At 72.2% G+C, this 12,832-nt stretch carries 8 protein-coding genes; 4 read left to right on the top strand and 4 right to left on the bottom strand.

Going from position 1 to position 12,832, the window contains the following annotated elements:
* Nucleotides 1-49 precede the first annotated feature (49 nt).
* Both VK640_10830 and VK640_10825 read left to right on the top strand, forming a co-directional pair.
* On the top strand, nucleotides 50-721 hold the full coding sequence (locus VK640_10830; protein HTE73678.1) for a hypothetical protein: 672 nt from the start codon (nucleotides 50-52) through the stop codon (nucleotides 719-721).
* 61 nt (nucleotides 722-782) lie between these two features.
* Complete coding sequence (locus VK640_10825; GenBank protein ID HTE73677.1) at nucleotides 783-2,156, top strand: MFS transporter; 1,374 nt, start codon at nucleotides 783-785, stop codon at nucleotides 2,154-2,156.
* Between the two features lie 24 nt (nucleotides 2,157-2,180).
* Here VK640_10825 and mgrA read toward each other — a convergent pair whose 3' ends face one another.
* On the bottom strand, nucleotides 2,181-3,227 hold the full coding sequence (gene mgrA, locus VK640_10820) for an L-glyceraldehyde 3-phosphate reductase (GenBank protein ID HTE73676.1): 1,047 nt from the start codon (nucleotides 3,225-3,227) through the stop codon (nucleotides 2,181-2,183).
* 104 nt (nucleotides 3,228-3,331) lie between these two features.
* Here mgrA and VK640_10815 point away from each other — a divergent pair, with 104 nt between their 5' ends.
* Complete coding sequence (locus VK640_10815) at nucleotides 3,332-5,605, top strand: AAA family ATPase (protein ID HTE73675.1); 2,274 nt, start codon at nucleotides 3,332-3,334, stop codon at nucleotides 5,603-5,605.
* Nucleotides 5,606-5,737: 132 nt separating this feature from the next.
* On the opposite strand, the gene VK640_10810 is transcribed toward VK640_10815, so the two are convergent.
* Nucleotides 5,738-6,889, bottom strand: a complete 1,152-nt coding sequence (locus VK640_10810) for an FUSC family protein (protein HTE73674.1) — start codon at nucleotides 6,887-6,889, stop codon at nucleotides 5,738-5,740.
* A gap of 54 nt (nucleotides 6,890-6,943) precedes the next feature.
* Nucleotides 6,944-7,330: a hypothetical protein gene (locus VK640_10805; GenBank protein HTE73673.1), complete on the bottom strand. Its 387-nt coding sequence runs from the start codon at nucleotides 7,328-7,330 to the stop codon at nucleotides 6,944-6,946.
* A gap of 160 nt (nucleotides 7,331-7,490) precedes the next feature.
* Between VK640_10805 and VK640_10800 the strand changes: the two genes are divergently transcribed.
* On the top strand, nucleotides 7,491-11,429 hold the full coding sequence (locus tag VK640_10800) for an adenylate/guanylate cyclase domain-containing protein (GenBank protein HTE73672.1): 3,939 nt from the start codon (nucleotides 7,491-7,493) through the stop codon (nucleotides 11,427-11,429).
* A 47-nt stretch (nucleotides 11,430-11,476) separates the two neighbouring features.
* Here VK640_10800 and VK640_10795 read toward each other — a convergent pair whose 3' ends face one another.
* Nucleotides 11,477-12,400 (bottom strand): hypothetical protein, encoded by a 924-nt coding sequence (locus VK640_10795; protein HTE73671.1) that lies wholly within the window; start codon nucleotides 12,398-12,400, stop codon nucleotides 11,477-11,479.
* Between the last annotated feature and the right edge of the window lie 432 nt (nucleotides 12,401-12,832).

The following is a 12,832-nucleotide window of genomic DNA, read 5'->3' as shown; positions in this document are numbered from 1 at the left end:
ACTCTGCCCGGTGCCGCGCGTTGTCAGACTCCTGCGCCATGATCGCGGCGTGGCTGCACCGAAGCGCACGACCCGGGTCGCGATCGAGGTGGGCCGGTCGGCCAAGGTCTTCGCGAGCTCGCTGGACTGGCCCGGCTGGTCGCGCGGCGTGGCGAAGCAGGCCGGCGAGGAGGCGGCGCTCGAGGCGCTCGACGCCTACCGCGAGCGCTATGCCGTGGTGGCCGAAGCCGGCGACGTGCCCTTCCGGCCGCCGCGGACGTTCGAGGTCGTCGAGACCGCCGAGGGGGACGCCTCGACCGACTTCGGCGTGGCCAGCGTCGGCTTCGCCGCCGACGAGGAGCGGTGGACCGCGGCCGAGGCGCGCCGGCAGGTCGGCCTGCTGCGCGGGGCGTGGAGCGAGCTGGACCGGGTGGCCGCTGCCTCGTCGGCGACCCTGCGCAAGGGCCCGCGCGGCGGCGGCCGGGACCGCGACGAGGTCGTCCGGCACGTCGTCGAGGCCGAGCGCGGCTACGCCCGCAAGCTCGGGGTGCGCCACCCGCCCTTCGACCCGTTCGACCTCGGGCCGCGCGAAGCCCTGCGCGACGAGGTCGCCGAGGTGCTGCTCGCCGCCCGTGACATGACCCCGCCGGTCGACCGGGGGTGGACGCCGCGCTACGCGGTGCGCCGCTTCGCCTGGCACGTCCTCGACCACGTGTGGGAGATCGAGGACAAGCAGGAGTGACCCGGCCGGCCGGGCATATCCGGCTGCGCGGCACCCACACCGGCTGACACCCTTGTCGCTCGTGCCCGACAGTCCGACGCTGCGCCAGCGACTGGCCCGGCTGCGGGTCGACGTCACACCGCTGCGCACGTCGCGAGACTTCCGGCGGCTCTTCGCCGCGGGCACCGTGTTCTACGTCGGCGCGATGGTCAGCTACGTCGCCCTGCCGTACCAGATCTACCAGCTGACCGGGTCGAACTTCGCCGTCGGGGCGATGGCCCTGGTCGAGCTGGTGCCGCTGGTCGTGTTCGGGTTGTACGGCGGCGCGCTGGCCGACCACGTCGACCGGCGCCGGATGCTCGTGCTCTGCGGCATCGCCCAGGTGGTCCTGACCGCCGGGCTGCTGGGCAACGCACTGCTCGACGACCCCAGCGTGTGGGCGATCTACGGCATCGGCTTCCTGCTGACGATCGCGCAGTCGCTGCAGCGACCGAGCCGCGAGGCCCTGCTCCCCCGCGTGGTCCGGCACGACGAGATGGCCGCCGCGACCGCGGTGGCCTCGCTCGGCATGCAGGTCGGCACCCTGCTCGGGCCGGCCCTCGGCGGCGTGCTGGTGGCGACGGCGGGGGTCTCCTGGGCGTACGCCGTCGACGTAGCCGGCCTGGTGGCGGCCACGCTGCTCTTCGCGTCGATGCGGCGCTACCCGCCGACCGAGCAGTCCACGCCGCCGAGCCTCGAGTCCATCGCCGGCGGCATCCGCTACGCCGTTGGCCGTCGCGACCTGCTGGGCACCTACGTCATCGACATGGTCGCCATGTTCATGGCGATGCCGATCGTGCTGTTCCCGGCGTTCGCCGAGGAGGTGCTCGACCGGCCCGGTTTCCTCGGGCTGCTCTACACCGCGGAGAGCGTCGGCACCCTGCTGGCGACCCTCACCAGCGGTTGGACGACGCGGTTCCACCACCACGGGCGGGCCGTCGTCGTCGCGTCGATGTGCTGGGGCGCCTCGATGGTGCTGGTCGGTCTCTCGCCGAGCGTGTGGTTCGCCCTGGTGTTCCTCGCGCTGGCCGGGGCCGCCGACATGATCAGCGGCATCTTCCGGGCGACCATCTGGAACCAGACCATCCCCGACCATTTGCGCGGCCGGCTGGCCGGCATCGAGATGCTCTCCTACTCCCTCGGGCCCATGGGTGGCTCAGCCAGGGCCGGCCTGGTCGCCGACCTCACGTCGGTCCGCGCGTCGATCGTCAGCGGCGGTGTCCTCTGCGTGGCCGGCGTCGCGGCCACCGCGGCAGCCCTGCCGAGCTTCTGGCGCTACGACGCACGCACCGACGAGCACGCGACCCGCGAGCGCGCCATCCGCGAGCGCCGAGCCGCCGAGGAGGCCGAGGCCGGGGTGGCCGCCGAGCTGGCGGAGCCGCTGGACACCACCGACGCGGGCCACTTCCCCCGCTGAGCCTTCGCTGAGCCTCCCAACGGGTCAGCTGTCGCTGGACCGCGCCCACAGGTTGATGCCGGTGTCGACGGCGTGCTGCTCGATCGTGGCCAGCTCGTCGTCGGTGAAGTCCAACCGGTCCAGCGCGTCCAGGGTGTCGTCGAGCTGCGCGACGCTGCTCGCGCCGACCAGCGCGGAGGTGACCCGCGGGTCCCGCAGCACCCAGGCGATCGCCATCTGGGCCAGCGACTGGCCCCGGTCCCGCGCGATGTCGTTGAGCGCCCGCACGTGGGTCAGGCTGGCCTCGCTGAGCAGCTCCGGGTCCAGGGACTTGCCCTGGGCGGCCCGCGAGCCCTCCGGCACCCCGTCCAGGTAGCGGTCGGTCAGCATCCCCTGCGCCAGCGGCGAGAAGGCGATGCAGCCGATCCCCTCGTCGCCGAGCACGTCGAGCAGCGACGGCTCGCCGTCCTCGACCCAGCGGTTGAGCATGGAGTACGACGGCTGGTGGATCAGCAGCGGCGTACCCAGGTCTCGCAGGATCACGGCCGCCTCCCGGGTGCGCTCCGGGGAGTACGACGAGATGCCGGCATAGACCGCCTTGCCCTGGCGCACCGCCGTGTCGAGGGCGCCCATCGTCTCCTCCAGCGGGGTGTCCGGGTCGACCCGGTGGCTGTAGAAGATGTCGACGTGGTCCAGCCCCATCCGGGACAGGGACTGGTCCAGCGACGCGAGGAGGGACTTGCGCGACCCCCACTCGCCGTAAGGGCCGGGCCACATGTCGTAGCCCGCCTTGGTCGAGATGACCAGCTCGTCCCGGTACGGCCGGAAGTCGTCCCGGAGGTGCCGACCGAAGTTGGTCTCGGCGCTGCCGTAGGGCGGGCCGTAGTTGTTGGCCAGGTCGATGTGCGTGACCCCGCGGTCGAACGCCCGGCGCAGGATCGCCCGCTGGGTGTCGAAGGGCTTGTCGTCGCCGAAGTTGTGCCAGAGCCCGAGCGAGATCGCCGGCAGGAGCAGCCCGCTGCGGCCGGTGCGGCGGTAGGTGGCCGAGTCGTAGCGGTCGGGCGCGGGCGCGTAGGGGGGCGGTGTGGTCACGGCGGCAGTCTGGCACTGCGCCGATACCGGTCTACGGGTGACGCTGCATCTCGGCCCGCGGCCTGACATGATGGACGGCCCGCTTTTCCCCGAGGGAGTGCGCGTTGGTCGATCCGGAGCACCCGCCCGCTGAGGCGTCGGTCGACGACGCGCGCACGGAGCGGGACGAGGTCGCGCGGGAGCAGGAGCGGGTCGACGAGATGTACGCCCGGCTCGACCACCTGCGCGCGCGCACCGCACGCGACCTGGCCGAGATCCGCCGGGCCGGCCCGAGCGGCACCCACCAGAACCGCTCCGAGCGCGACTCCTTCGCCACCATGCACGAGCACCGGCTGGCCCAGCTCGAGGCGGTCGAGGACCGGCTCGCGTTCGGCCGGCTGGACCTTCAGGGCGGCACCCGGCGCTACATCGGCCGGCTGGGGCTCTCCGACGAGGAGCAGACCCAGCTCCTGGTCGACTGGCGGGCGCCGGCCGCCCGCAGCTTCTACCAGGCCACGGCCGCCTCCCCGCAGGACGTCGTCCGGCGCCGGCACCTCTCGACCCGCGGCCGGCGGGTGGTCGGGGTCGAGGACGACGTGCTCGATCTGGCCGCGATGGCCGACGAGGACCGGGCCGGGCTGGCGGGCGAAGGAGCACTGCTCGCGGCGGTCGGAGCGCACCGTACCGGCCGGATGGGCGACATCGTCGCGACGATCCAGGCCGAGCAGGACCGGGTGATCCGCAGCGACCTGGGGGGCGCGCTGGTCGTGCAGGGCGGGCCGGGCACGGGCAAGACCGCCGTGGCGCTGCACCGCGCGGCGTACCTGCTCTACACCCACCGCGACCGCCTCGCGCGCAGCGGCGTGCTGCTGGTCGGGCCGAACCCGCTGTTCCTGCGCTACATCGAGCAGGTCCTGCCGTCGCTGGGCGAGACCGGCGTCGTCATGTCGACGGCGGCCGACCTCTACCCGGGCGTGACCGGCGTGGACGAGCCGCGCGCGGAGGTCGCGCGGGTCAAGGGCGACCGGCGGATGGCCCGGGTGCTGTCCCGGGCGGTACGCGATCGGCAGCGGCTGCCGGACGGGCCGCGCAAGCTGGTCGTGGAGGGCGCGACCGTCGAGCTGACCGTCGAGGCGGTGGCGGCGGCCCGGGGCCGGGCCCGGCGCACCCGCAAGCCGCACAACTCGGCCCGCGAGGGCTTCCTGCGCGACCTGCTGGACCACCTCGCCCGCGAGCTGGCCAAGGCCCTGGGCGTCGAGGCCGACGCCGACCACCGCGAGGACCTGCTGGCCGACCTCAGGGACAGTGCGGACGTCCGGCGCGAGCTCAACCTGGCCTGGATGCCGCTGTCGCCGACCCAGGTGCTGGCCGACCTGTGGGCCGACCCGCGGCGGCTCGAGTCCGCCGGTCGCGAGCTGACGGTCGCCGAGCGCTCGGTGCTGGCCCGCGACCGCAGCCAGCCGTGGACGGTCGCGGACGTCCCGCTGCTCGACGAGCTGGCCGAGCTGCTCGGCGACGTCACCTTTACCGACCGCGCAGCCGAGGCGGCGGCCCGGGCCGAGCGCGCGGAGGCGATCGCCAACGCGCAGCAGGCGCTGGCCAACATGGACACCCTGATCCGGCCCACGGCCGAGCAGGTGGCCGAGCGGTTCGCCGACACCGGCCCCTGGCTCACGGTGGCCGAGCGGGCCGAGAGCGACCGCACCTGGGCCTACGGCCACCTGGTCGTCGACGAGGCACAGGAGCTCTCCCCGATGGCCTGGCGGGTGCTGATGCGCCGCTGCCCGTCCCGCTCGATGACTCTGGTCGGCGACGTCGCCCAGGTCGGGTCGGCGGCCGGCGCCTCGTCGTGGTCCGAGGTCCTCGACCCCTGGGTCCCCGGCCGCTGGCGGACCGAGGAGCTGACGGTCAACTACCGCACCCCGTCCCAGGTCATGGACCTGGCCGCACGGACGCTCGGCGCGGCCGGGGTGTCGGCGCCCACGCCGGAGTCGGTCCGCGAGGGCGACCGGGCGCCGTCCGCCCACCGGGTCGCGCCGGGCGAGCTGGCGGCAGGGGTGCTCGCGGTGCTGCGCGGCGAGCTCGAGCGGCTGGGGCCGGGTCGGCTGGCCGTCGTCACGCCGGCCGGCCGGGCCGAAGCGCTGCAGGCCGGGCTGACCGCCGCGCTGCCCGCCGGGACGGTCGGCGCGGGCCGGGCCACCCTGGACAGCCCGGTCTCGGTGCTGCCGGTGGCGGCCGCCAAGGGGCTGGAGTTCGACGTCGTGGTCGTGGTGGAGCCGGCTGAGATCCTGGCCGGGTCGGCCCGCGGCGCCAACGACCTCTACGTGGCCCTCACCCGCCCGACCCAGCACCTGGCCGTGGTGCACAGCCAGGACCTGCCCCCGGGCATGGAGGGCTGAGCCGGTTCGTTGATCGTTCGCGGCGCGCAACGGCCCGACACGCCGGCCGGCCCGGCATGTCGGGCCACGCCGTGTCGCAAACGATCACGATCGGGACCTGCCGGCCGCGGGCGGGGCACCGATGCGGACCGGTCAGCGGCGGGCCCGGCGGGTGAGCCCGACCGGGGTCGGCCAGGACTGGCGCAGCTCGGCCCGGGCGTCGCTGTCGACATCGCGCAGCAGGCGGTCGATGTGCGAGGTCAGGGCGCCGTGCGTGGACCACTGGTCCTCGCCCAGCCGCTCGTCCCGGTGCAGCAGGCCGGCCAGCCGGTGCCGGTCCTCCCAGGCGGCGGCCAGCGCCTCGCGCAGGCGGCGATCCTCCGGGCCCGGCCCCAGCACCTCGGAGCCGACCAGTCCCCCGTAGCTCTCGACGGCGTCGGCGACGTCGGCGAGCAGGTCGGACAGGGCGACCCGGACGTCGGACGGGTAGACCGGCTCGGGCCCTTCGGTCTGCACCAGGTCGGCCAAGGAGCGGCACACCCCGCGCAGCGAGACGGTCGAGCGCTCCAGGGCGTCCAGCCCGGACCGCAGGCTGGCCGACGCGTGCGGGCGGCGCAGCGCCCGGGGGTTGAGCCGCATGCTGCTCTCGGCCCGCTCGAGCGCCCGGTCGGCACGCAGGATGTCGCGGCCCAGGCCACGGGCCTGCTCCAGCCAGCGCAGGGCGGCGTCCCGGTCGTACTCCTCCCGCACCTCGCCGGACACCATGCGCAGCACCCGGGCCAGCTGGCGGGCCAGGTCGTTGACGGCGTCCGAGGCCGGCCGGACGTACAGCGGGGGTGCGACCACCGCGCCGACCACGACCCCGACGACCGCACCGATGAGGGTCTCCAGGACCCGACCCTCGGCGGCCGAGTCGGCGCCGCCGACCGCGAGCACGAGCATCGCGCTGATCGGCACCTCGCTCATCTCGTCACCCAGGCGCAGCAGCCGGCCCAGCACCAGCGAGCCGCCCACCGCGATGGCCAGGCTCCACCAGGTCAGGCCGACCCACGACGAGAGGACGACGGCGACCAGGACTCCGACGAGCACGCTGACGACCCGCCGCATCCCCCGCCGCAGCGTGTCGTACAGCGTCAGCTGCACCACGAGCAGCGCCGTCAGCGGGGCGAGCACGGGGCGGGGGTTGTCGGAGAGCGGCAGGGCGACGAGGTACGCCGCCACGGCGGCCACCGTGGTCTTCACCGTGCGGACGCCGCGCACGCGCACCCGGCCGTCCCCGCGGAGCAGGAACGCCGGGAGCCTCACGGCCTGCCTGTCGCCCGTCCTCCGGCGGACCAAACGCGGGCGGCCGGACCTCTGTCACCAGGCCAGGCCGCGCCGGGCCAGGTCCGCCTCCGTGGTGAGCCGGTCGACCGCGTCGAGCGGCGGCATCGGCGGCTCGGGGACCTCCAGGGTGCGGCAGGCGGACAGCAGGACCCAGTCGTAGGCCAGCGCCGCGGCCGCCACCCGCTGCATCTTGGCCGGCTGGTCGGTGTCGTAGGTGGCCTCGAGGTGGTCGGCCAGCCGGCGCAGGTCCGCGGCCAGCTGCTCCACCGGGACGGTGCTCGAGGTGGCCCGGCGGGGGCGGACCCGCCGCCAGCCGGCGACCAGGAGGGCGCCGACCCGCTCCAGGTGACCGAGCAGCCAGGCGGCGCTGAGCACGGCCGTCGTCAGCCCCGCGACCAGCAGCCAGAGTCCCAGCGACATCGTCGTCGCACCTCCTGGTCCCAAGAATGCGCTCCCAACACACAGGACACCAGGGCTTTCCGCACCTAGACTCGCTCCGATCGGGTGTCAGACAGGGGCACTGCCGGTGCTGCGGGGGCTTGCAGGGCACGGCGCAGGGCTGCTGGAAGGGTGGGTCGACATGACCGGTGCGGCGCGGTCCGTGGAGGACCTGCGCCCGTACGTCCCCCACCTGCTCTCGGCCTGGCAGCCCACCCACGGCGACTCACGCCACATGCGGGTGGACGGCTCTCTCGTGTTCGTCGACATCTCCGGCTTCACCAAGCTGACCGAGCGACTGGCCCGCAAGGGCAAGGTGGGCGCCGAGGAGATGAGCGACCTGCTCAGCTCCACCTTCTCCGCCCTGCTCGACGTGTCCCGCCTGGAAGGGGCCGACCTGCTCAAGTGGGGCGGCGACGCGGTGCTGCTGCTCTTCCGCGGGGCCGACCACGCGGTGCGCGCGTGTCGGGCGGCCGGCGACATGCGGACCACGCTGCGCACCGTGGGCCGGCTGACCACCACCGAGGGCACGGTCACGCTCAAGATGTCGGTCGGCGTGCACAGCGGGTCCTTCGACTGCTACCTGGTCGGTGACCCGGACGTGCACCAGGAGCTGCTCGTCGCCGGCCCCGGCGTCTCGACGACGGCGGTCATGGAGCAGACCGCCTCGGCCGGCGAGGTGCTCGTCAGTCCGCAGACGGCCGCGCTGCTGCCCCCGGGCAGCTGCCGGGAGGGTCCGGAGCCGGGAACCCATCTGCTGCACGCCAGGCGGCTGCTGGGCCCGGCCGGGACGGTCGAGCGCCGGGTCTCGTCCGAGAAGCGCGGGGACGCCACCATGCTGGCCGGCTTCATCCCGCCGGTGCTGCGCCGTCAGCTGCTCGCGTCCCCGGGCGAGCCCGAGCACCGCACCGTCGCCGTCGCGTTCGTGCAGTTCGCCGGGACCGACGCCCTCACCGAGGCCGCCGGGGCCGCAGCCGTCGCCGAGGCCCTCGACCAGTGCGTCCGCACGGTGCAGCGGGCCACCGAGGACCACGGGGTCACCTTCTTCGAGACCGACCTCGACAAGGACGGCGGCAAGATCATGCTCGTGGCGGGTGCGCCGCGCAGCAACGGGCACGACGAGGAGCGGATGCTGCGCACCGCCCGTCAGATCATGGACGGGATGGCCGGCCTGGCCGAGATGACCGGCCACGCGCTGCCGCTGCGCATCGGGATCAACCGCGGCAACGTCTTCGCCGGACGTTTCGGCCCGGAGTTCCGCCGGACGTTCTCCATCAAGGGTGACGCGGTCAACCTCGCGGCCCGGGTCATGGGCAAGGCGGCGCACGGCGAGATCCTCGCCACGGCGGCCGTGCTCGACCGCTCTGCCACGCAGTTCGAGACCGAGCCGCTGCCGCCGTTCCTGGTCAAGGGCAAATCGATGCCCATCCACGCCGCCAAGGTCGGGGCGGTGCACGGTCTGCGGACCGACCGACGGATCGAGACCCCGTTCGTGGGCCGCGAGCCCGAGCTGGCCGACCTGCGCGCCGCGCTGTCGAAGGCGAGGGACGGCTCTGGCCGGCTGCTCGAGGTGGTGGGCGAACCGGGCATCGGGAAGTCCCGGCTGGTCGAGCAGCTCCTCGCCGAGGAAGCCGGCCGGGATGACGTGGTGCCCGTTGCCGTGCACTTCGCCTCCTGCGGGGAGTACGAGTCCAGCACGGCCTACTACCCGTTCCGACGGCTCCTCCGCGAGGTGCTCGGCCTTGCTCGGGACGCTTCGGCCGAGGACACCAGCCGTCGGCTCGCCGAGGTCGTCACGGCGAGGACGCCGCAACTCGGAGCGTGGCTGCCCCTGCTGGGCATCCCCTTAGGCCTGGACCTGCCGGACACCCAGGAGACACGTGAGCTGGACGAGCAGTTCCGGAAGGGCCGGCTCGAGGAGCTCGTCGTCGAGCTGCTCGACGCATGTGTGACGTCCCCGACCGTCCTCCTGATCGAGGACGTGCACTTCATGGACGACGCATCGACCGACCTGCTCGACCGGCTGGTGCTCGATATCGTCAGTCGGCCGTTGCTGATGGTCGTGATCCGCCGCGACCTGGCGGCCGGCTACGTGCCACGGGCCGGCGAGCACCTGGTGACCGTCCGTCCGGCACCGCTCGACCCCGAAGCCTCGTTGCAGCTCGTCCAGGCAGCAACCGGCGACCGTGCCCTCACCCGCGATGCCATGGACGCACTCAGGGGCCGTGGTGGTGGCAACCCCATGTTCCTCGAGGCGCTGTGCAGTGCCTTGGGCACCGAGGGCACGGTCGACGACCTGCCGGAGTCGGTGGAGGGTCTGATGACCAGCCAGATCGACCGGCTCGACCCGGTCGACCGCACGGTGCTCCGCTATGCGGCCGTGCTCGGCTTCGTCGTCGAGGACGACGACCTGCAGGACCTGATGACCGCGCAGCTCGGCACCGGCCCGGAGTCACACCTGGACCAGCGACTGCCGCTGCTCGACGAGTTCCTCACCCGGGCATCACCCGGGCGACTGCGGTTCCGACACGCCCTGATGCGTGACGTCGCCTACGAGGGCCTGCCCTACCGGCGCCGGCAGGTGCTGCACGACCAGGTCGGCCTGCGGATCGAGTCGTCGAGCGCGGACCCGCGCGAGCACAGCGAGCTGCTCTCGCTGCACTTCTTCCAAGCCGGTCGGTTCGACCGGGCATGGCGGTACGCGCGTGTCGCGGGCATGCGCGCACGCAGCAAGTACGCCAACACCGAAGCCGTCGTCTTCTTCAACCGGGCCGCCGAGTCGGCGCGCAAGACGCCCGACGTGCCGTCCCACGACCTCGCCGAGGTGCTGGAGTCGCTGGGCGACTTGCGATTCGTCGGAGGCTCCCCAGAGGCATGGGTGGCGTACCGCCAGGCGCGGCGCCTTTTGGCCGACGACAAGGTGCGGGTCGCCGGGATCATGCTGAAGGAGGCCCGCATCGAGGAGCGGGACGGCAAGTTGGCTCTTGCACTGCGCAGGTGGTCCCGGGGTCTGTCGCTGCTTCGTGACGTGCCTGGCCCCGAAGCTGCAGCAGCGAGATCCATGCTGGCTAATCGGTACGCGTTCTGCCGGAACCGGCAGGGCCGCTACAACGAGGCCCTGAACTGGGGCGCAGTCGCAGTGCAGGAGGCACAGGATTCTGCCGACATGCCGGCCCTCGCCACCAGCTACCGCGCCATGCAGATCATCCACCTGTGGTCCGGAGTCCCAGAGGACCTGCCCTACGGGCAGCTGGCGTTGCACGCCTTCGAGGAGCTCGGCGACTTGGAGGGGCAAGCTCTTATCTTGAACAACCTGGCGGTCCGCGCCTTCTTCGAGGGTAGGTGGACCGAGGCACTGGCCATGTTCCATCGTTCAGCTGACAATTTCGAACGCATCGGCGACGTGGCCAGGATGGGCAGCACCAGCTACAACGTGGCGGATCTGCTCATCGGACAGGGCCGGCAGGCCGAGGCGGAGACCCTGCTGCAGAAAGCTCTCGCGGCGGCCCGGTCTGCCGGCGATGAAGAACTCGTGGCCCTTGTGGTTCGCGAACGCGGCAAGGCCTGGTCCCGGGCGGGGCGCTTCGAACACGGCTTGGCGTCGCTGGCTGAGGCCCGCGCCCGCTTCGAAGAGCTCGGGGAAACGCAGGAGGTGATCGACGTCGACGCCGCGGTTGCGGAGAATCTCATGCTGCAGGGAAACCTTGAAGCATCGATCGAGTTCGCCACGGACACCATGCCCCGGGCGAAGGAGAGCGCCCGCATGGTTTTGCCGAGGTTGTACCGCATCGTGGGCTTCTGTCAGCTCCACGCGGGTCGCCTGCAGGAGGCACGTACATCGCTCGAGCTTGCTCTGGAGCTCACCTCCAACGGGGACCTACGCCATGAACACGGGTACGTCATGCTGGGTCTGGCGGAGTTGGCGAAGGCAGAGAGCGATTCTCGAGCCGACGAACTTATGCGCGCGAGCATGGCTGCGCTGAACGAACTCGGGGTGGTTTCCGTGCCCCACCCCGGCAAGGGCGTCGTTGAACTACGATTGCCCGGGCAGTATCGGCTTCAGGATCCCTTGCCAGCTTGAAGGCTGGGCGTAGCCGAGGGTAACGCCGTTGTCTGGCACCCGCTCGCTCAGTGCAACGACCTCATGTCGTCGTTGAACAGGATGTACGTAGCGAGGTCACCGGCGTTCAAACGGGTGCTCTGACGCAGGTCCACGCAGATGCCGCCTTCCGTATCCCCGATCACGCCCTTTGCCGGGCACTCGGGAGCGGGCGCGAAGGTGCCGGTGTTGCCCTTGTCGACGAGCGGAATGTACTGGCTCACACCGCCGTTACCACACAGCGACTTGTCACAGTAGAGGATTGCCGTGGCGACCTGGCCTGGAGCAAGGTCCACCAGCGTCTGCGCGACGAGCGTGGACTTGCCCTTCTTGGTGGTGCAGTCAACGCCGGTGCTCGGGAAGGTGGCGCACTCGCTGGTGGAAAGCAGCACGTTGCCGGTCACGGCCCCGTCAACAGACAGCGATACGCAGGTCGGGTTGTCGACGCCGAGAGTGCAGTCACCAAGCGCGAGGGTCTCATTGGCCTTGAGACCGTCCGTCTTGTTGGTGGACTTGACCCCGACGATCACCGGGATGGTGTCGGAGGCGTAGCCGGCGTTCTTCGGGCCAGCCGCGGTGAGCTCGAAGTTGCTCGTCGCCGATCGCAGCTGCCCAGTGAGGGTCACCGTGTCGCTGTCCTTGGCGATCGTCGCCGTCGCCGAGTAGCCGGAGCCGGACAAAGTGATGTTGGTCTTCGTGCCGACCTGCAGCGGGTTACCGAACGAGTCCCGGCTCTGGACCGTGACGCTGAACGGCAGGCCGGGGCGGATGTAACCGACCGCGTCCGCGTCAGGAGCGGCGTCCGGCAGGAAGGTGTCCTTGTCCTGAACCTGAAGGATCTGGAGCTGCGCGGTGGGCGGCGGGGGCGGGGGCTTGCCGGCCGCGTCGGCTGCGGGACCGACGATGACGGCGAGGCCCAGCGCGGTCGCTGCGGCTGTCACCAGGACGGCCACCCGCCTGCTCCAGGACGTGCCAGTTCCGCTGCCCCACGACATGGTGGACGTCCGTACGGTCATGTTCACGATCCTTCTTCCCGCCCCCGGCAAATGCCCGTGTGTGGCCATCATGGCTTCAATCCGTTGCGAGGCAAGGTGTTTGGGATAACCCCACTGTGCGCTGATCCTCAGTCACTGCGGGTCGAGCCGTATTTCTGTAAATAACCGGACATACCTGGCGAGTCAGGGATGAAGACGACCTAGCGTGTAGATGCGGGCAGAAGCCCTGGGCGGCGTGGGGCGATCTTGTCAGCACTTGCCCGTGCAGACGACAGTGTGCCCTGCGGCTCGGGGCCGGCAGCGCGGCGAGCGCCACGGGTGGACCGCAGGGGAGGAACGGGTCGAGCATGCGGGCAGCGGGGACGGGGCGGGTCACCGAGGGCAGGGTGC

Source organism: Actinomycetes bacterium (genome assembly GCA_035489715.1).
In the GTDB taxonomy this organism is placed as follows: domain Bacteria; phylum Actinomycetota; class Actinomycetes; order JACCUZ01; family JACCUZ01; genus DATHAP01.
Note: the sequence above shows the minus strand (reverse complement) of the source record. Positions and strands in the feature narration are given on the sequence as shown.

Coding starts and splice junctions, on each gene's coding strand:
- VK640_10800 (HTE73672.1), top strand. CDS start 7,491: ATGACCGGTGCGGCGCGGTCCGTGGAGGACCTGCGCCCGTACGTCCCC.
- VK640_10805 (HTE73673.1), bottom strand. CDS start 7,330: ATGTCGCTGGGACTCTGGCTGCTGGTCGCGGGGCTGACGACGGCCGTG.